The organism is Pseudomonas sp. HMWF032 (genome assembly GCF_003060885.1).
Classification (GTDB): domain Bacteria; phylum Pseudomonadota; class Gammaproteobacteria; order Pseudomonadales; family Pseudomonadaceae; genus Aquipseudomonas.
Genome location: NZ_QAIG01000008.1, coordinates 217,750 through 237,273 on the forward strand (window position 1 = coordinate 217,750; position 19,524 = coordinate 237,273).

Here is a 19,524-nt window from a genome sequence, read left to right on the forward strand (position 1 = left end):
TGCTTAACCTTCCAGCTCAGCCCAACGCTCGACCAACTGATCAAGCCCCTGCTGAGCCAACTGCAAAGCCGCCAACACTTCAGCCGTCTTGTCTGCCGACTGCTGATAAAAGGTTGGTGCAGCAATCTGTTCCTGCAGCTCAGCTACCCGCACTTCCAGAGCATCGATCTGCCCAGGAATGGCTTCCAGTTCACGCTGCAGTTTGTAGCTGAGTTTTTTCTTGTTTGCGACGGCGGCCACTACGGGTTCGGCAACCATCGGTGTAGGCACCACAGCTGAGGCTAGTTCAGGCTTGCCGGCTTTGCTCTCACCCACCCCAAGCAAGCGCGGCGAACCACCCTGACGCAGCCAGTCCTGATAGCCACCAACATACTCACGCACCTGACCTTCACCTTCAAACACCAGCGTGCTGGTCACCACGTTGTCGAGGAAAGCCCGGTCGTGGCTGACCATCAGCACAGTGCCCGGGAAAGTCAGCAGCACCTCCTCAAGCAACTCCAGAGTTTCCACGTCAAGGTCGTTGGTGGGTTCATCCAGCACCAGCAGGTTGGCTGGCTTGCTGAACAGCTTGGCCAGCAAGAGGCGTGCTCGCTCACCACCGGACAGCGCCTTGACCGGCGTGCGCGCACGCTGCGGGCTGAACAGGAAGTCGCCCAGGTAGCTCAGCACATGGCGGTTCTGCCCATCGATCTCGATAAAGTCACGACCTTCTGCGACGTTGTCGATCACAGTTTTTTCCAGATCGAGCTGATGCCGCAATTGGTCAAAATACGCCACATCGATACGCGTACCCTCGGTCACCGTGCCTTGGGTAGGCTGCAGTCCGCCGAGCATCAGCTTGAGCAGCGTGGTCTTGCCGGTGCCATTGGCGCCAAGCAGACCGATGCGGTCGCCGCGCTGCAGCACCATGGAGAAGCCCCTGATCAGGAACGGCCCACCCGGATGCGCAAAACTGACGTTTTCCAGCACCATGACCTGCTTGCCAGACTTTTCTGCAGCATCCAGCTGGATATTGGCCTTGCCGGTGCGTTCGCGGCGCTCACTGCGTTCAACACGCAAGGCTTTCAGAGCGCGTACACGCCCTTCGTTACGGGTACGACGAGCCTTGATGCCCTGCCGGATCCACACTTCTTCCTGGGCCAATTTCTTATCAAACAGAGCATTGGCAGTTTCTTCCGCCGCGAGCATGGCTTCCTTGTGCACCAGGAAGCTGGCGTAGTCGCCATTCCAGTCGATCAAGCCGCCACGATCCAGTTCGAGGATGCGCGTGGCCAGATTTTGCAGAAAAGAACGGTCGTGGGTAATAAACAGGACTGCGCCCTGAAAATCGGCCAAGGCTTCTTCCAACCAGGCAATAGCGCCAATATCCAGGTGGTTGGTCGGCTCGTCGAGCAGCAGCAGATCCGGCTCGGAGACCAGTGCTTGAGCCAACAGTACACGCCGCCGCCAGCCGCCAGACAACTCGGCCAGGGTCTTGTCGGCCGGCAACTGCAGGCGACTCAGGGTGCTGTCGACCAGCTGCTGCAAACGCCAACCATCACGTGCCTCGAGGTCCTGCTGCACATGCATCAACTTATCCAGATCGGCATCGCTGTGAATGTTCTGACTAAGGTGATGGTACTCAGCCAGCAGCGCCCCCACACCATCCAGACCTTCGGCCACAACATCAAACACCGTACGGTCATCGGCTACCGGCAATTCCTGCGGCAACTCGCCGATCTTGAGACCTGGCGCACGCCATACGGTACCGTCATCGGCCTTCTGATCCCCCTTGACCAGCTTCATCATGCTCGATTTGCCCGTGCCATTGCGGCCGATGATGCACACCCGCTCGCCCCGAGCGATCTGCCACGACACCTTATCCAATAGCGGCATCGCGCCATAGGCCAGGGAAATTTCGGTGAATTTGAGCAGGGTCATGGCACGCCTCAACAAAGCAGCAGGGGTTCACACAATGCCGTAGCCAGGCAATTGAATATCGCCTGAGGTCTGCAGCGACCGCTGAAACACCTAGATAATCATTTGTGGATGCCGCAGCACCTACAAAACAGGGCGCGCATTCTAACCGAGAAGCATACAGGCCGAGCAGGCAATTTCAGCGCCAGGCCCACTAATTTCACCCATTCCCGGCGTTAACCCCCATCAACGCACCTATCCCCTAGTGACTCAGCGATGCCTGCTATCAGGAGCGGCTCTTCGGACAATGCGCGATGAGCCTTCACCGCCTACAGGCAAAGGACTAAGCTAGAGCGATATGCACTATTTGCCTGGAAGTATCATGCGCGGTCCTTTGTTCAGCCTGTTGTCCTGTCTGCTGGTTTCCTCTCTGAGTTTTTCGGCGGCGCATGCCGCGACCCTGGCGCAACAACGTCAATTTTACGATCAGGCCAAAGCCGCGCTGGCCAAAGGCGACAAGGGACCTTATCAGCGCTATGCCAGCGCCTTGCGTGACTACCCACTGGAGCCCTATCTGGCCTATGACGAGCTGACTGCGCGCCTGAAGTGGGCAAGCAATGACGAAATCGAGAAATTTCTGGCCGAACATGGCGACCTGCCGCAGATCAGCTGGATGAAGTTGCGCTGGTTGCGCTGGCTGGCCGAGCGCGGCGAATGGCAGACTTTTATCAACTACTACAACCCGGCCTTGAACTTCACCGAACTCGATTGCCTGTATGGCCAATACCAGCTCACCCACGGTATGCAGAAAGAAGGCAGCGCGACCGCGGAGAAACTCTGGCTGGTGGGTAAATCCCAGCCCAATGCCTGTGATCCGCTGTTCGAGCGCTGGGCCGCTACCGGTCAACTCACCGAACAAAAGCGCTGGCAACGCGCCAAGCTGGCAGCCGAAGCGCGCAACTATGGCCTGGTCACCCACCTGATCAAGACCATGCCCACCTTGGGCAACCACGGCAAAAGCCTGCTGGAGGTGGCACAGAAGCCAGAGTTGCTGAAACAGACCGCACGCTTCACCCAAACAGACCCGGCCATGGCCGATGTAGTAGGCCTCGGCCTACGCCGCCTGGCCCGCCAGGATCCGGAAAACGCATTGAAATTGCTGGACGGTTATGCCCAGCGCATGAAATTTTCCAGCGAGGAACAGGTCGCGATAGCACGCGAGATCGGCCTGACCCTGGCCAAGCGTTTCGATGCTCGTGCCCTGCCAGTCATGGCCAAGTACGACCCCGAACTGCGTGACAACACCGTCAGTGAATGGCGCGCCCGCCTGCTACTGCGCCTGGGCCGCTGGGAAGAAGCCAATCAGCTGACCCGCAAAATGCCGGCCGAGCTGGGCAATACCAACCGCTGGCGCTATTGGCAGGCGCGCAGCCTGCAACTGGCACAGCCCAACAGCCAGGAACCCAAGGCCCTGTATCAGGCGCTGGCCAAGGAACGCGACTTCTATGGCTTTATGGCTGCCGACCAGGTGCAAGCGCCCTATCAGCTGAATAACAAGCCACTGGCCCTGAGCCCGCAAACTATCCAGAAAGTGCGTAACTCGGCAGCCATTCGCCGCGCCCTGGAGTTCCACGCCCGTGGCCAGGTCGCCGATGGTCGGCGCGAGTGGTACAACGTCAGCCGCCTGTTTAGCCGTGATGAGATGGTCGCCCAAGCGCGCCTGGCCTATGAGATGGGCTGGTACTTCCCGGCCATCCGTACCATCAGCCAGGCGCAGTACTGGGACGATCTGGATGTGCGTTTCCCCATGGCCCACCGCGACCAACTGGTGCGTGAAGCCCGTAACCGCGACATTCACTCCAGCTGGGTCTTCGCCATTACCCGCCAGGAAAGCGCCTTTATGGCCGACGCCAAATCCCATGTCGGCGCCATGGGCTTGATGCAGTTGATGCCGGCCACCGCCCAGGAAACCGCCAAGCGCTTCGGCATTCCGCTGTCATCGCCGCAACTGGCGTACCGCCCGGAAATCAATATCCAGCTGGGCGCCGCTTACCTGAGCCAGATCTATGGCCAGTTCAATGGCAACCGCGTGCTCGCCTCCGCTGCCTACAACGCCGGCCCAGGCCGTGTGCGTCAGTGGCTGCGGGGGGCGGACCATCTGTCGTATGACGTGTGGATCGAGAACATTCCGTTTGATGAAACCCGCCAGTATGTACAGAACGTGCTGTCCTACTCGGTGATCTACGGCGAGAAGCTCAACGCGCCGCAGCCCCTGGTGGCCTGGCACGAGCGTTACTTCGACCAGTAAGCCGATACGGCTCAACCGCAGAGGTTGAGCCGCCCTTTCTAGGCCAGCACTTCTACCGGCATACCCAGCGTCAGTGGCCCTTCGCCACAGGCGATCAGGTTCTGCCCGAAATACACCTCACCATCACGCTCACGGTAGGTTTTCAGGGTGATCAGCGGTTCGCGATCGGCGCTGCGCTCCCCCGTCTGCGGGTCGAGGGTGGTCATGATGCAGCGCGAGCAGCCCTTGACCACTCGAAACTCCAGCTCACCGATACGGATGCGCGTCCAGCTGTCTTCGGCATAGGGCGCTGCACCACTGACCACCAGATTCGGACGGAAACGCAGCATCGGCAATGGTCTGCCCACGCGCGCCGAGAGATCATCCAACGAAGCCTGACCGATCAGCAGCAGCGGGAAACCATCAGCGAACGCGACCTTCTCGCCCACTTCGGCATAGGCCGTATCGACCTGCCGCGCGCGCGGCTCCGAGACCTGCACCAGGCGGCAGGCGCGACCGAGAAACCGGCTCAACCACTGAGCCGCCTGATCACCGGCATCCGGAACCTGCAGGCTGTCACGCCAGATGGTCACCCCGCGCAGCGGTGCCTGGGCGTTCGGCATCGCCACCGGCAGATCAGTCATACCGGGCGCACTCAACTGCAGGTGCGTACTGTCCAGCCAGCGCGCCTGCAACTGGGTCATCTGTGCCAGCAGACGCTGAGTAAAGAAGCGTCCTGTTTCTGCATCGACTACCATCCAGCGACGATCACCCTGCACGCCCAATGCGTCCAGCATCGTTTCATGCAGCGCTTCACCCGCTGCTGATTTCAGTGGATAACGGTACAACCCGGAGAGATGCAACATGAACCCAGCTTCCCTTTGGCAAAAAGCACTTATACGAGTAACCCGCCGTGCTCACAAGCCTGCCTTAACCTTACCGCTCCTGGTGGTGCTGAGCGCCTGCAGCGGCACACCCCCTGAAAATCCGGGGCTACACAATGGCCGTCTGGCTGCCTGCCCGGACTCACCGAACTGCGTCAACAGCCAGGCCAACGACCCACGCCACGCCATTGCGCCACTGCCTTTGAAGGGCACGCCTGAGCAGACACAGGCGCAGTTAAAGAACGTACTTGACAGCGAGCCACGGGTACGTGTGGTGGAGGAAGCGCCGGGATATCTGCGCGCCGAGTTCAGCAGCAGATTGATGAGATTTGTCGATGATGTAGAGTTCAATATCGGCGCAACAGCTGTCGATGTACGCTCAGCGTCACGCCTGGGCTACAAGGATTTTGAGGTCAACCGCGAACGCATTGAACACCTGCGCCAGCGCCTGAGCGAATAGCACAGCACTGACCAGAGTTACTTCTGCGGGTGGATCAGCGCCAAGCGCTCGTGCACCACATCTACCAGTTTGTCCGGCTGGAACTTCGACAGAAAGCTGTCGCAACCGACTTTCTTCACCATGGCCTCGTTGAAACTGCCGGACAGCGAGGTATGCAGCACCACATACAAGTCCTTGAGACGTGAGTCATTGCGGATTTCTGTAGTCAGGCGGTAGCCATCCATCTCGGGCATTTCCGCATCGGTGATCACCATCAGCAGCTTCTCGTGCACATCCACTCCGGCGTCAGCCCAACTTTTCAGCAGGTTGAGGGCGCGCAGACCATCGCTAGCGGCATGGCAACGGATATCCAGTTGCGCCATGGTGCCCTTGAGTTGGCTCATCGCCACGTTAGAATCATCCACCAGCAGCACCTCACGTCCGCGTGCATGCTCAAGCAGCGGATCAGCGAGTTTTTCAGGGGACACCTTGGTGCTCATCGGACTGATTTCCGCCAGCACCTTCTCCACGTCAATGACTTCAACGATCTGATCCTCGACCTTAGTGATCGCGGTCAAGTAATGCTGCCGCCCTGCTCCGCCCGGTGGCGGCAGGATGGATTCCCAATTGAGGTTGAGGATGCGCTCAACTCCACCCACCAGAAAGGCCTGCACCGAGCGGTTGTATTCGGTGACGATGATGGTGCTGCGCTCATCCGGCACGATTGGGCGCATACCGATGGCCTGGGATAAGTCGATCACCGGCAAGGTCTGCCCGCGCAGGTTGACCACCCCGCAGACAAACCGATGGCGCTGCGGCATCAGGGTCAATTTGGGCATCTGCAGGACTTCCTGCACTTTGAACACGTTGATCGCAAACAACTGCCGGCCGGTGAGGCGAAACATCAGAATTTCCAGGCGGTTCTCGCCCACCAGCTGGGTGCGTTGGTTCACTGAGTCGAGAATGCCGGCCATCATGCGCTCCTGTTTACTTATTGATCTAGCCTAGCTCAAATAGCCATGAGCGGTGTATCGACCAGATACCGCATATCTGAAGGCGGATAACGCAGCACCATCATGCGTCAAGCACAGCGCACTGCGCTCGCCAGCCCCATGCCACACCACCTAACCCTCCGACAGAGGAGAATGCACAGGTAAATGCATGACTAACGCCGCGGGCAAGACCACAAGGCGTAGCTTACGACTTTCCATGGATTCGCCGTCGAGATTGAGGTCAAGACCTTCCGGTGCGTCCACGTCCAACCAAGGCAGCCGAGCACTAATGGACACGCTGTGCAAACCATTGATGCCAGCCGACAGCAAGGTACCCAGGGTGCCGACCACATCAGCAGCAACCGGCACAATGCAGGTATCCGGCAAACCATCGCTGACCTGCCCTGAGTGCACAACATATGCCCAACACCGACCTGACGGCCATTACCAATACCGCGGGCAAGAAAATCATCGTTCAAGTGAAAGAAAGGCCCTGTGAACCCGCCAAAGGAGGAGCGTACCTCGGCCAAACGAGCCAGTCCGGTGAGGAAATATGCCGCGCCGCCAAGCAGTCGCTTAAGCGCTTCCGGCGTGTTGACGCGGACATTCGAGCCAAAACCGCCAGTAGCCCTGTTTAAAAATCTGGTCTTCAACTTCGTCCAGATCTATCGAGTCGGCTGGTCTGTCCAACAAAGCCAAGGCAGCCCATGGCTCAAGCGGTATACCGGCAGCACGGGCAAATCATGGGCCGCGCCCAATGGCAACAGCGCCATGGCTTCAGCCACTTCGCGCAGCGTGCCATCACCCGCAATCAGGGGCGGATAACCTACCTGCAAGGCCTCCTTAACCAGACACTGCACATCGCCGCCCTCCAAGGTCACCCGCACATCCAGCTGCCAGCCCGACTCACGGCGCGCCTGTACGGCAGCGCGTACCTCGGCATAAAAAACTTACTGCCATGCAGAATCAGCAGCGCTTTACGTTATTGCACTCAAGACATCCCTTCACGCTTCAAGATAAAGATTCAGCAGCAGGACTGAGGCTGCGCCAGCCTGCAAACGACGATATACATCTAATAATTAGATTAATATTCTCAATATTTACGCATTTTCAATCGCATAGATTTATTGGATCATCCTTTCATCGCCAATGAACACCGCTGCTGAAAGCCGGTGTTCCTTAAATGAGGATATGCAGATGATCGAAGTACGCCCCTTCGCCGAGCTCGGCGGTGCCCATCACGGCTGGCTGAATGCCCGTCATCACTTTTCCTTTGCCGAATACTATGACCCGGCGCGCATGAGCTGGGGGCCGCTGCGGGTCTGGAACGATGATGAAATTGCACCGCACACCGGCTTTCCAACCCACCCGCACCGCGACATGGAAATCATCACCTATGTACGCCAAGGGGCCATCACCCATAAGGACAACCTGGGTAACCATGGCCGTACCGAAGCCGGTGATGTGCAGGTGATGAGCGCCGGCACCGGAATTGCCCACAGCGAATACAACCAGGAGGACACCACCACCAAGATCTTCCAGATCTGGATTCAACCCAACCAGTCGGGCCTACCACCGTCCTGGGGCACCAAGCCGTTCCCTAAAGGTGAACGTGCCGGTACCTTCGTCACCCTGGCCAGCGGCTTTGCCGAAGACCAGGACGCCCTGTCGATCCGCACCCATGCGCGGATGGCCGCGGCCACCCTGCAAGCGGGCCAAAGCACCGAGTATCCGATTGGTGCTTCTCGCAAGGCGTATCTGGTGGCCGCCAGCGGCAGCATTGAGGTCAACGGCGTCAGCGCCCAAGCCCGTGATGGTGTGGCGGTCAGCGATGTAGAAGTGATCCGGGTGACCGCTGTCGAAGACAGCGAAATCATCCTGGTGGATGTGGCCTGACCCATCACTGCGGAGCCTGTCCAAAGGCTCGCGCTAGAGCCCTGCAAGGCGCTACGTTAGTAACAGCCTCCGGCTGGTCAAAACAGGCGAGGAAGCGGAGTGTACGAGTTGTACATGAGCATTCCGAGCCTGTTTTAACGCAGCAGGGCCGACGCGCAGCAGCCTTTTACGCTGGATAGCCGGTGATTTTGCGAATCGTCTGATACAGCGGCTTCAGCTGCTTGTACATGCGCTGATAAACCTGCGTGTACAGCTGCTGATAAGTGCGCTGTGCCTCCGCATTAGGCTCGAATACCTGACCCACCCGGGTCATCGCAGCAATGGCTGTTGGGTAGTCCGGGTACAAACCCAGCCCGACCGCACAATTGATCGCCGCGCCCAGGCCGCTGGTTTCATACAGATGCGGACGCTCGGCCGGCAGGCCGAAAATATCGGCCGTCAGTTGCATGGCCGCATCACTCTGCGAGCCACCTCCGGAAACCCGCAGGCGGGTGATTCGCGTGCCCGAACGCTTCTCGATCTTTTCCTTGCCTTGACGCAGTGCGTAGGCCAGCCCTTCCAGAATCGCCCGGTAGATGTGTGCGCGGGTGTGTACGTCACCAAAACCGATGATCGAACCCTTGGCCTCCAACCCCGGTTCGCGGATACCCGGCGACCAGTAGGGCTGCAGCATCAGGCCCATGGAGCCGGCCGGTACGCTGTTGACCAGCTCATCGAACAGCGCCTCGGGCTCAACGCCCAGCGCCTTGGCCCGCTGCATTTCGCGCAGACCGAATTCCTGTTTAAACCAACTGACCATCCAGAAGCCGCGATAGATCATCACCTCGGTGTTGAAGTGATCGGGAATCGCCGACGGGTATGGAGGAATCAGCGGGATGGTTTCCAAGTACTGACTGCGCGTGGTGTTGATGGTCGCCGTGGTGCCATAGGAGAGGCACGCCATGCTCGGCTCCACGCCTCCGGCACCCAGCACCTCACAGGCCTTGTCAGCGCCCGCCGCAATCAGCGGCAGACCTTCGGGAATCCCGGTATGGCGGCTGGCCGCTGCGCTGATATGCCCAAGCAATTCGCCGGGCTTGCGCAGCTCCGGCAGTTGTTCGCGCCGCACCGGCATGGCCTGCCATTTCCAGTCGCCGGGCTTGGCCCACTGCAAGCGTTTGTAGTCGAACGGCAGGTAAGCCACGCAGCTGGTCAGCGAGTCGACAAACTGGCCGCACAGGCGGTGAGTAAGAAAGCCCGAGAGCAGCAGCACCTTGTGCGTCTTGGCCCAGATGTCAGGCTGGTTCTGGGCGACCCAGTTGACCTCAGCCTGGGCGCGAAAATAGTCGACCGTGGCTTGTACCCCAGCGATCTTGAACAGCCAGCCCCAGGGACCGGTGATCCGTCCTTCGACCTTGGCCTGACGCTGATCGAGCCAGAGCATCGCGGGTCTCAGCGGCTGGCCTTGCGAGTCAACATTGATCAGGGTGCCACGCTGGGTAGTCAGCGCCACCCCCGTGATCAGGCTGCGGTCGATATCCACCTGCTGCCACAACTGCGCGCAGGCTTCACCGAGGCTGGCCCAGTAGTATTCCGGGTCCTGCTCGGCCCAGCCGGGTTGCTTGGAGTAATAGGCCTCAAGTTCCACCTTGCCCTTGCCAAGCAGGTTGCCCTGAAGATCAAACAGCAGCGCCCGAATGCTCTGGGTGCCATTGTCGATGGCCAGCAGATAACTGTTCTCGCTCAAGACGCCGTCCTTCCTCGTGATCCATCTTCTGCCGGCAGGCTGTAGCAGCGCTGCCAGAGTTGCCGATAAGCCTGCTCTTCCTGCTGCCAGCGCGCGTCATCCCACCCCAGACGGTGCTGACACAACGCGCGAATACGTGGCAGTTCGTCGGCCGCACCGCGTGCCAACAGCAGACCCAAACGGGTACGGCGCAGCAACAGGTCATCCAGATGCAGCACCAGCTCCTGTTCGGCTGCCCAAGCCAGTTCGGCCCACAGCGTATCCGTGCCGGCCACCAGCTCGACACCCAGCTCATCGACCAACGCCAGCACCTGCGGCAGCGCACGGCCATAACGACCGATCAGGCGTTTCTGCTGAGCAGGGCTTAACTGCGGCATCGGCTGCTGGGGTACAACGGCAAAGGTCGCTGCACCGTGATCATCCACACTGCGCCCGACCATCGGTGCACAGGCCTGCAACACTTCCAACGCCAGCAAGCGGAAGGTGGTCAGCTTGCCGCCCGCCAGGGTTACGCAACCGGGTTCCACCCAGAGCGCATGCTCACGCTTTTCATCCGAGGGTTTGCGTTCCGACGCGCCATCGCTGACCACCGGGCGTACCCCGGCCCAGGTCGAGAGCACATCCGCCGCCGTAATCTCGGCCACTGGAAACTGCTGGGCACAGGCGGCCAACAGGTAATCGACTTCATCCGGGCTGATTCGCGCTTCTTCGGCCAATGGCGCCGGGTGATCCAGATCAGTGGTGCCAATTACCGTTGCGCCTTCCCACGGGAAGACAAACACCGGGCGCTTGTCCGCCGCATGCATAAAGCTGAACGCATGGGCCACCGGAAAGCGCCAGGCCGGCACCAGCAGGTGGCTGCCGCGCAACGGGCGGATATGTTCCAGCCCGGTCTTCTGCCGCAGCTGGTCGGCCCAAGCACCTGTGGCCTGCGCCACCGCGCGGGTCTTGAAGCCATGGCGCAACCCCGTCTCACTGTCTTCGGCGAGCAGGCCGGTGACGCGTCCGTCTTCGCGCAGCAACTCGACCACGCGCATGCCGTTGAGCGCTTCACCGCCCTCGGTACGGGCCTCGCCCAGCACGCGCTGCACCAGCCGTGCATCGTCGGTCACCGCATCGAAAAAGCGCGTACCGCCGAGCAGGCCGTCTTCCTTGATGCCAGGTGCCAGGTAGCGCAATTGCTGCAGCGGGTAGTACAGATGATTGCGCTTGCCGGCCAAGGCGTCATACACCGCCAGCAGGCCGCCGAATACCTTGGGGCCGGGAAAGCCGCCCTGGTAGTGGGCCATGATAAAACTCAAGGGATCGACCAAGCCCGGCGCTTCCTGCAACAAGCGCTGGCGCTCGCGAACCGAATCGCGGGTCAGGCCGAACTGGCCCTTGGCGATATAACGCAACCCGCCATGCACCATCTTCGAGGAGCGACTGGACGTGCCCCAGGCAAAGTCGCGCTGTTCCAGCAGCAGGCATTTCCAGCCGCGCCGCGCCGCTTCACGCAGAATCCCGGCACCGCTGATGCCGCCACCGACGACGATCAGGTCCCAGTCGCGTGCAGCCAGCTCAGGCAGTGCCTGTTCACGCCAGGCGGCGTTCCACTGGCTCATCATCAATCCTGCAGCAACACGCCAGGTGCCAGGCGCTGCTCGGGGTCGAAGTGCCCGGCCAATGCCTTGAGCGTGGCCATACCCAGCTCGCCCTTCTCCACCGGCAGGTAAGGCGCGTGATCGCGGCCGACACCATGCTGATGACTGATGGTGCCGCGGTTCTCGGCGATGGTCAGGCTGGCGGCATGCTTGAGCTTCTGCCAGCGCGCCATGGCCTCGGCGTAGTTCGCACCCGGGCGGAACACGTAGGTGGTGTAGATGCTCGAGCCTTCGTTGTAGACGTGGGACAGGTGGGTAAACACATGCACCTGCTCGCCCTCTTCGCTCAAGCCGTTGCGCAGGCTGGTTTCGACCTTGTTCAGCAGGTTGTCGACATTGCTCCAGTCGGTGGCGGTTTCCAGGGTGTCCACCGCATAGCCAGCGGCCCACAGGCCATGGCGCAGGTAGGGGAAACGGAAGCGGTTTTCTGCCCATTTTTTACCCAGCAAGGTGCCGGTAAACACGCCGTCAAAGCGCTTCAGCAACTTCTTCGCCTGCTTCAGCGAGGCGGCGTTCTGTGTGCGGCTACCGGTTACGCCGAAGGTCAGCATGCACTTGCCCTCACGCGCGCCGCGCAGTGCCAGGTATTTCTCCAACCAGGCGATCTGCTGCGGATGACCGGCCAATGCAAGTTGAGTTTTAGTCTCGATGGCGTTGGACAGGCGCAGCATCGACAGCGGCACCCGCGCCTGAGCCAAGCTGCGAATGGCGCTCAGCGCTTGCTGCCAGTCGGGCAAAAACACCGCGTAGAAATTCTCCTGCTCGGCCAGGCGGGTGATGCGCACCTTGACCTCGGAGATGATGCCGAAGCGCCCTTCGGAGCCCATGAGGATTTCGCGCAGGTCCGGGCCGGCGGCTGAGGCCGGGAAGGTTGGAATCTCCAGGGTGCCGGCAAAGGTCTCGACCTTGCCGCCGGCAAACAATTGCTCGATGCGCCCGTAGCGCAGCGACTGCTGGCCACTGGAACGGCTGGCGACCCAGCCACCCAAAGTCGACAGCTCCCACGACTGCGGGAAATGGCCGAGTGTATAGCCCTGCGCGCGCAGCTGGCTTTCCACTTGCGGACCATTGGCGCCAGGGCCGAAGGTGGCGATCAGGCTGTCGTGGTCGATCTCGATCAGCTTGCTCATGCGTGCCAGCGACAGGGTCAGCACCGGTTTGCTGCCGGCCTGCGGGTTGATATGCCCGGCCACCGAGGTACCGCCGCCGTAGGGAATCACGATCAGGTCATGCTGGCTGGCCCAGGCCAGCAACTCGCGGATCTGCGCGGCGCTTTCCGGATAGGCTACGCCATCGGGGAACACCCCGAAATCGCCGGAACGCATCGCCAGCCAGTCCGGCAGGCTCTGGCCACGGGCGTGACGCACACGGTCTTCGGCATTCAGGCTGATCAGCGGATGGGCCTGCAGACGCGAAGCCGGCACCTGCGCCAGCACCTGTTCCAGGCTAGCATCAGCAAGCACCTGGCCCGGTCCGACCAGTTCGGCCAGAAATGCCTCGCCATGAGCCGGCAGCTCCACCACGGTTGCTTCATCACCCCAGCCATTCCAACGTCGCATCTGTGTCTCCCGGATATTTCAGTCACCCTTGATGGCTGCCTATACTAGCGAGCCGTTGCAGGGCGTCACTGTCTGATCGAGCCAGGCGTTATCGCCAATCAAGACAATCAAAATAAGAACCTGTCTCGGATCTGCTGCGCGTCGGCGATACTGCGTTAAAAATGACCTCGGAAGCCGCTAGCGGCTAACGCACTTTAGTGCGGCTTCGAAGGAGCGAGTGAAACGAGTAATGCTCATTTACAGCTCGTAAACTCCGCTTCCTCGGCCATTTTTCCTTGTCTCGCTCTAGCTCGCGCGATCCGAAACAGGCTCTAGGAACTCAGAATAAGAACAGCTCATGGAAAACCTCGGCTATACCTCCGTCCCCTCCCTGCTCAAATACCTGCGCCATGCCGAGCAATTGGGTGTGGACATCGACCAAGCCTTGGCCGCCGCCGGTATCAAGGCCGACGAGTTGACCGACAACAGCAAGCGCCTCCCCAGTGAAACCCACGAGCGCCTGCTCGGCCACCTGTTGCAGGTCTCCGATGACCCGCTGTTTGGCCTGCACTGCGCGCGCTTTGTGCAGCCAGGCTCATGGAGTGTGTTGGGCTATATCACCATGAACTGCGCCACCCTCGGTGAGGCCATGAGCCGCATCGTGCCTTACGAGAAACTGGTGGGCGATATGGGGGTCAGCCGAGTCGAAGCCGGCACAGATCACGTTCGCCTGATCTGGACCTGTCGTCATCAGGCTGAGCCAATTCGCCGGCACATGGTGGAGAACGTACTGGCCTCCTGGCTGCTCTATGCGCGCTGGATCTCCGACTCAGACAGCTCGCCGCGGGAGGTGTGGTTCGAGCACGCCCTGCCTGAGGGGGCGGATTTGGCGGAGTATCAAGCGATTTTCGGCTGCCCGATCCGCTTCGAGCAAAGCTGCAATGCGCTGATCGTGCCGCTGGAATACCTCGCCGTGCCGCTGCGCCAGGCCGATGCCAACTTGCTGCGCACCTTGGAAGAACATGCCCTCACGCTGATGGCCGGGCTGGACGACAACGAGCCGCTGCCACACCGGGTAAAGAACGCCCTGCGCCTCCTGCTCAAGCATGGATTGCCGCGCAAGGAACGGGTGGCAGAGAAATTCAACATGACGGTGCGCACCCTGCAGCGCCACCTGCAACTGGCCGGCACCAGTTACCAGCAGATTCTCGATGAATTGCGCCAGGAACTGGCCGAGCACTACCTGCTGCGCAGCGACCTGGCGATACAGGACATCGCCAGCTACCTGGGCTTTACCGAATCACGCTCCTTCCACCGCAGCTTCAAGACTTGGACGGGGCAGACGCCGGGCGAGTTTCGCGAAAGCCGGCGTACGGGTTAACCCGCTTGGTTGATGGTTGAAACGCCATCCAGCTTAGTGCCACGCGCCAAGCGTAGGGTGGATGACGCTGTTTTCATCCACCACAAGGAGACAGCAGGTGCGCCGCCCTACCCGAGGATTTCACTCAACGGAATAAAGCGCAGACTATCGCCCTCGGCCAAGGTGGTATTTTCCAACACTTCGGCAAGCCCCTCAGCCCAGGCCGCGCTGCGCAGCACCCCGGAGCTCTGGTTCGGGTAAGGCACCACCCGGCCATTTTCCAGGCGCGCGCGCAGGTATTCACGGCGGTTGCCCGGTTTGCTCCAGGTGAAACCCGCGGGCATCGGAAAGCCCAACGGTTCGACCCGCTGCACACCTAGACGGCGCAACAGATAAGGCCGCGCCAGCAGGCCGAACGTCACCAGGGTCGAGGCCGGATTGCCCGGCAGACCGATCACTGGCACACCGCGAAATTGCCCACAGGTCAGCGGCTTGCCCGGTTTGATCGCCAGCTTCCACAGCGCCAGCTCACCCTCTTCACGCAGGGCCATACCGAGGAAATCCGCCTCGCCCACAGACACGCCACCAGTGGAGAGAATCAGGTCAACATCACTCAACGCAGCCAGCGCCGCACGGGTCTGTTGCAGGTCATCAAGCAGAATGCCGCCATCCACCACCTCACAGCCCAGACGCTGTAGCCAGGCGATCAGTAAACGGCGGTTACTGTTGTAGATCTGTCCTGGCCCCAGCGACTGACCAGGCTCGACCAGCTCATCGCCGGTGGACAACACAGCCACCCGCGGCCGCCGGCGCACCGTCAATTCGGCGCAACCCAGGGAAGCCGCCAAGCCCAGTTCGATCGGGCCTAAACGAGTACCGGCCGGCAAGACGGAATCGCCAAGACGGGTTTCCTGACCCTGGGCACGCACGTTCTGCCCGCGCTTAAGCGGCTCGCTAAAGGCGACTCGGCCATCTTCATCGAGCACGGCGTTTTCCTGCATTTCCACCGTATCAGCGCCGGCTGGCAGCGGCGCGCCGGTAAAGATCCGCGCACAGGTGCCGGGCAGCAACGGCTGCGGCGCAATGCCGGCCTGAATGCGTTGGCTGACGACCAGCGGCTCACCCTTCCAATCGGCCAGGCGCAGGGCGTAACCGTCCATGGCGCTGTTGTCCCAAGGCGGCAGAGCCAAGCCGGCCACCAGCGGCGCAGCCAAAACCCTGCCCGCGGCATCGCTCAAGGCAACTGGTTCGGTCTCAACAATCGCACTGGCCTCGGCCTGCGCCAGCAAACGCGCCAGCGCCGCCTCGACGGGCATCAATCCGGGTTTGTCACAGCAGCTCATCCACGGCTCTCGCAGGCGGCCACCGACTTGAGGTGCGGAACGAAATTGCACGGGCGATGACGGTTATCCAGCTGTTCGCCAAGAATACCGTCCCAGGCGGTGCGGCAGGCGTTGGTCGAACCCGGCAGGCAGCACACCAGCGTGCCGTTGGCCAAGCCGGCCAGAGCGCGGGATTGAATCGTGGAAGTGCCGATATCAGGCACGGAAATCTGCCGGAACAGCTCACCAAAACCATCGACCTGTTTGTCCAGCAAACAGCTCACCGCTTCCGGGGTGCTGTCGCGGCCGGTAAAGCCGGTACCGCCGGTAATCAGCACCACCTGCACCTGATCCTCGGCAATCCAGGTGGCGACCTGGGCGCGAATCTTGTACAGATCATCCTTGAGCAAAACCCGAGCGGCGAGCTGATGGCCGGCCGCCTGCAGGCGATCAACAAACAGCTGGCCGGAGGTGTCAGTCTCTAGGCTGCGGGTGTCACTGACGGTCAACACCGCAATATTCAAGGGCACGAAATGTGCCTCGGCCTTGTGGTTCATGGCAGGCTTCCGGTTATGGGCGATAATGCCCGCCGTTATATCACAGGCCCGCCGCTGGAGGCTCCGCCATGCCCGCCCCCGATAACCTGCCCGGCTGTTCCGTATTGCTCCTGGCGGGTGGTCGCGGCCAACGCATGGGCGGTGCCGACAAGGGTTTGCTCGACTGGCAGGGCCGCCCACTGATTGCCTGGCTGCATGAGCGAGTACGGCCGTTGACCGACGACCTGCTTATCTCCTGCAACCGCAACGCCGAGCGTTATGCGCCCTTTGCTGATCGTCTGGTCAGTGATGAGGCCGCGGATTATCAAGGCCCGTTGGCAGGCATTCGTGCTGGTCTGCGTGTGGCCCGACATGCCAACCTGCTGATCCTGCCGTGCGATGCGCCACAGCTGGACAACGCACTGCTTCAGGCCCTGCTGAGCCAGGCCGGTGAGCGCGCGGTGGTGATCCGCCAGGGCGAGTTTCTCGAGCCGCTGTTCAGCATCATCCCCTGTACGTTGCGAGCGGATCTGGAGCGCGCCTGGCAGGCCGGAGAACGCAGCCCGCAACGCTGGTTGCGCAGCCTGGCCCCCCTGACCATCGACTGCCTACCCGGTGATCAGCGCCTGGCCAATCTGAACACCCCGGAGCTGCTTGCAGCGGCTGATCAGCCACCGCCAGGGAACTTGGCTGGAAAAGTTTCGTCACACGCAGGGTAAAAATTCTATCAATCAAGGAGAACCCTATGACTCAGCGGATTATTCCGGCATTGCTGCTAACCCTGGGCCTGCTCGCGCTGACAGGCTGCGCATCACCAGCGGTCATAACCCTCAATGACGGCCGCGAAATCCAGACCATCGACGAGCCGCATTTCGACAAGCATTCGGGCTTCTACGAATTCGAACAACTTGATGGTAAACGCGCCAAGGTCAACAAAGACCAGGTACGTACCGTCAAGGAACTCTAAGCTCAGCTCCCAGACGCTTGCACAAGTGGCGTCTGGGTCTATCACGGCCTCTCCAGACGGCATTTCGATAGAAAAATTAAGCGCTAACCCCTTGTGCAGTAAAACTTTTTCAGTACAATCTCGACGCATTCGGAGTGTAGCGCAGCTTGGTAGCGCGTCTCGTTCGGGACGAGAAGGTCGCAGGTTCGAATCCTGTCTCTCCGACCAAACCGCATAAAAAAACCCGCTTTAAAGCGGGTTTTTTTATGCACATCAGAAAACACGTTACGCCCTGCACCTACTCCAGAAAGACTGCGTCCAGCGTTCAGAAAACACGCAAAAAATCGACAATCTGCTCAGCCTCAAATGGCCAACTGAGCTCGGCACCCGTATCAACGCGGCGCAACACAGGGATGCGCAGACCGTAGTCAGCAACCCAGTGCTCCTTATCAGCAATATCGATCAGCTCGACCAGCAGCCCCTGTTCGACAAAGGGCATCAGCAGTGCCTCAGCCACTTCACAGAGATGGCAGCCGAGTGTGCCGAGTAACTGACATTCCGGAAGCATCTGCCTCCCTCCAATCATGATCGGAAGGGCAGTTTAACATTGCCTCGGGCTAGGCACTCAGTGACTTGCTGCCATCCAATGCCTGGGGGAGAAGGTTTTGCAGGCCATCCAACAAACGGCTGTTGAGCTGCTCAGCCTTATCAAGACGACCGCTGTCGAAGCGTTCATCCAGCGAGAAACCGCCTTTGAGCAGATCGAGTAAACTGCCTTTGGCACCACCTTCTTCGGTCAACTGACTGGCACTGCGCAACGCTTCAAGCAGACCCTGGGCGTAATCCATCAGTGAAGCATTGACTGCGCTGGCCGCCTGACCGCCATCCTGAGCCACCGCACTGTATGCATCAGTGGCCTGGCGAACTGTGGTTTGAGTCAGGCGTAAGGACATCGATGCCAGCTGTTCGCCATCCATGTCCAGTGCCATCGCACGATCAAAGGCACCTGACAAATCGCCAGCGTAGAATTTGTCGGAGAGTTCCTGCACCTGACCGAACAGTTTTTCCAGTGCACCGCGCTCCTCATCGTCCAACTCGCCTTCCACACTGACCTGCCAGGCACCGATCTGCAGGCTGCCGGACTGGCTGCTGGCGACCAGTGCACTGCTCGCGCCATTGCTACTAGCGGCCACTGCACTCTGCGACCAATTGGCTGAAGCCTGGGCAATGGATATACGCAAACGATCACCGTCACGAGTCGTCACCTCCATATCGAAGGTTTCTGCCTGCGCAGCAAAGCGCTCGCGGTAAGCGGCCGCAGCAACAGTGCCAGAGCCGGCGGGCGTGGACGGTTTGAAGCGGTTATCCAGGGCACTGAAACCATCCTGGATTTTCTGGTAGGTGTCGTCGATATCGCTCGCCACCTTGCCTTGCAGCACACCCATGCCGTCGAGAATCTTGCGGGCTTCGGCAAAGCCCTTTTCCACACCACTGCGCGCCTGCTCCAGCAAACCCTGCAGCTTGCTCGGATCCGCTCCAGCCGCTTGTTCACTCTGCAAGCGCTGCTCGATAAAGCCGAGAATCCGCCCGGCAACTTTCTCCGGGGTGTAGTCATTGGCTTTACCCGCCAGGGCGCCGGGTTCAAGACCAAGGCGTTCGGCAAGACGATTGGCCAAGGTGGCCTGTGCATCGGCAGCCGAATTGCGAACGGACGGCTGGGCAGTGGCCGCAGCAGAACGGGATGGGGAGGATGAAAGCGAGGCCAGCGGATTCATGGCAAAGTACCTGGGCGGTGTATCTGACTGGTTGGCGGCCGCCAAGGGGGAAACTTTAGCGCCAGCCTCACCCAACCGATCAACGGCATAGTTCGCCTACTAGAGCGGTTGCTCACACGCGCCTGCGCTGCTCTCGCTGAGATATCGGCCGACGGGCCGAGCAAAGCCTAAGAGCCACGGGCTGTCACCCCATGTTTTATTGCGCCTCGCCGTAACAGATCGGCCATAAAGCCGACCCGCACACACGAGGAGCTAACAATCATGACTCAATCTCCCCTCGCCCG

General features: G+C 60.5%; 16 protein-coding genes, 1 tRNA gene and 1 pseudogene. 7 read left to right on the top strand and 11 right to left on the bottom strand.

What is annotated here, in order from left to right; genetic code table 11:
• Positions 1–3 precede the first annotated feature (3 nt).
• A complete protein-coding gene (locus DBR00_RS13445; RefSeq protein WP_108487846.1) occupies positions 4–1,920 on the bottom strand; it encodes an ATP-binding cassette domain-containing protein in 1,917 nt (638 codons plus the stop codon).
• 358 nt (positions 1,921–2,278) lie between these two features.
• Between DBR00_RS13445 and DBR00_RS13450 the strand changes: the two genes are divergently transcribed.
• The gene (locus tag DBR00_RS13450; protein WP_108487845.1) at positions 2,279–4,204 is read left to right on the top strand and encodes a transglycosylase SLT domain-containing protein; all 1,926 of its coding nucleotides are present in this window, start codon (positions 2,279–2,281) and stop codon (positions 4,202–4,204) included.
• A 38-nt stretch (positions 4,205–4,242) separates the two neighbouring features.
• On the opposite strand, the gene DBR00_RS13455 is transcribed toward DBR00_RS13450, so the two are convergent.
• Positions 4,243–5,049 carry an MOSC domain-containing protein gene (locus DBR00_RS13455; protein ID WP_108487844.1) on the bottom strand — a complete coding sequence of 269 codons (807 nt, stop codon included), beginning with the start codon at positions 5,047–5,049 and terminating at the stop codon, positions 4,243–4,245.
• Between DBR00_RS13455 and DBR00_RS13460 the strand changes: the two genes are divergently transcribed.
• The gene (locus DBR00_RS13460) at positions 5,048–5,527 is read left to right on the top strand and encodes a DUF1499 domain-containing protein (RefSeq protein ID WP_108487843.1); all 480 of its coding nucleotides are present in this window, start codon (positions 5,048–5,050) and stop codon (positions 5,525–5,527) included. The genes DBR00_RS13455 and DBR00_RS13460 overlap by 2 nt on opposite strands.
• A gap of 17 nt (positions 5,528–5,544) precedes the next feature.
• On the opposite strand, the gene DBR00_RS13465 is transcribed toward DBR00_RS13460, so the two are convergent.
• A complete protein-coding gene (locus DBR00_RS13465; protein WP_108487842.1) occupies positions 5,545–6,480 on the bottom strand; it encodes a chemotaxis protein CheV in 936 nt (311 codons plus the stop codon).
• 150 nt (positions 6,481–6,630) lie between these two features.
• Positions 6,631–7,471 (bottom strand): annotated as a pseudogene (yegS, locus tag DBR00_RS13470) (lipid kinase YegS).
• A gap of 224 nt (positions 7,472–7,695) precedes the next feature.
• Between yegS and DBR00_RS13475 the strand changes: the two are divergent.
• Entirely contained in the window at positions 7,696–8,394 is a 699-nt protein-coding gene (locus DBR00_RS13475; protein WP_108487440.1) for a pirin family protein, read from the top strand.
• Positions 8,395–8,560: 166 nt separating this feature from the next.
• Here DBR00_RS13475 and DBR00_RS13480 read toward each other — a convergent pair whose 3' ends face one another.
• Genes DBR00_RS13480 through DBR00_RS13490 form a run of 3 tightly spaced genes read right to left on the bottom strand, consistent with a single transcriptional unit; the run spans position 8,561 to position 13,322 of the window.
• Complete coding sequence (locus DBR00_RS13480; protein WP_108487432.1) at positions 8,561–10,120, bottom strand: FGGY-family carbohydrate kinase; 1,560 nt, start codon at positions 10,118–10,120, stop codon at positions 8,561–8,563.
• Positions 10,117–11,724 (bottom strand): glycerol-3-phosphate dehydrogenase/oxidase, encoded by a 1,608-nt coding sequence (locus tag DBR00_RS13485; protein ID WP_108487431.1) that lies wholly within the window; start codon positions 11,722–11,724, stop codon positions 10,117–10,119. Before DBR00_RS13485 ends, DBR00_RS13480 begins: the two co-directional genes overlap by 4 nt.
• Before the next feature lie 2 nt (positions 11,725–11,726).
• Positions 11,727–13,322, bottom strand: a complete 1,596-nt coding sequence (locus DBR00_RS13490; protein ID WP_108487430.1) for an FAD-binding oxidoreductase — start codon at positions 13,320–13,322, stop codon at positions 11,727–11,729.
• Between the two features lie 337 nt (positions 13,323–13,659).
• On the opposite strand from DBR00_RS13490, the gene DBR00_RS13495 reads away from it, so the two are divergent.
• Positions 13,660–14,682: an AraC family transcriptional regulator gene (locus DBR00_RS13495; protein ID WP_108487429.1), complete on the top strand. Its 1,023-nt coding sequence runs from the start codon at positions 13,660–13,662 to the stop codon at positions 14,680–14,682.
• 107 nt (positions 14,683–14,789) lie between these two features.
• On the opposite strand, the gene glp is transcribed toward DBR00_RS13495, so the two are convergent.
• Together glp and moaB are read right to left on the bottom strand one after the other, a co-directional pair.
• Complete coding sequence (gene glp / locus DBR00_RS13500) at positions 14,790–16,004, bottom strand: gephyrin-like molybdotransferase Glp (RefSeq protein ID WP_108487428.1); 1,215 nt, start codon at positions 16,002–16,004, stop codon at positions 14,790–14,792.
• Positions 16,001–16,540 carry a molybdenum cofactor biosynthesis protein B gene (moaB, locus tag DBR00_RS13505; RefSeq protein ID WP_090248092.1) on the bottom strand — a complete coding sequence of 180 codons (540 nt, stop codon included), beginning with the start codon at positions 16,538–16,540 and terminating at the stop codon, positions 16,001–16,003. Before moaB ends, glp begins: the two co-directional genes overlap by 4 nt.
• Before the next feature lie 68 nt (positions 16,541–16,608).
• Between moaB and mobA the strand changes: the two genes are divergently transcribed.
• The 3 genes from mobA to DBR00_RS13520 all read left to right on the top strand — a co-directional run bounded on the left by mobA (position 16,609) and on the right by DBR00_RS13520 (position 17,693).
• Positions 16,609–17,238: a molybdenum cofactor guanylyltransferase MobA gene (gene mobA / locus DBR00_RS13510; protein ID WP_108487427.1), complete on the top strand. Its 630-nt coding sequence runs from the start codon at positions 16,609–16,611 to the stop codon at positions 17,236–17,238.
• Positions 17,239–17,264: 26 nt separating this feature from the next.
• Positions 17,265–17,486 carry a YgdI/YgdR family lipoprotein gene (locus DBR00_RS13515; protein ID WP_108487426.1) on the top strand — a complete coding sequence of 74 codons (222 nt, stop codon included), beginning with the start codon at positions 17,265–17,267 and terminating at the stop codon, positions 17,484–17,486.
• 130 nt (positions 17,487–17,616) lie between these two features.
• A tRNA-Pro gene (locus DBR00_RS13520) sits at positions 17,617–17,693 on the top strand.
• A 97-nt stretch (positions 17,694–17,790) separates the two neighbouring features.
• Here DBR00_RS13520 and DBR00_RS13525 read toward each other — a convergent pair.
• Together DBR00_RS13525 and DBR00_RS13530 are read right to left on the bottom strand one after the other, a co-directional pair.
• Complete coding sequence (locus tag DBR00_RS13525) at positions 17,791–18,033, bottom strand: glutaredoxin family protein (protein ID WP_108487425.1); 243 nt, start codon at positions 18,031–18,033, stop codon at positions 17,791–17,793.
• Positions 18,034–18,082: 49 nt separating this feature from the next.
• Entirely contained in the window at positions 18,083–19,240 is a 1,158-nt protein-coding gene (locus DBR00_RS13530; RefSeq protein WP_108487424.1) for a DUF5610 domain-containing protein, read from the bottom strand.
• Positions 19,241–19,524: the final 284 nt, after the last annotated feature.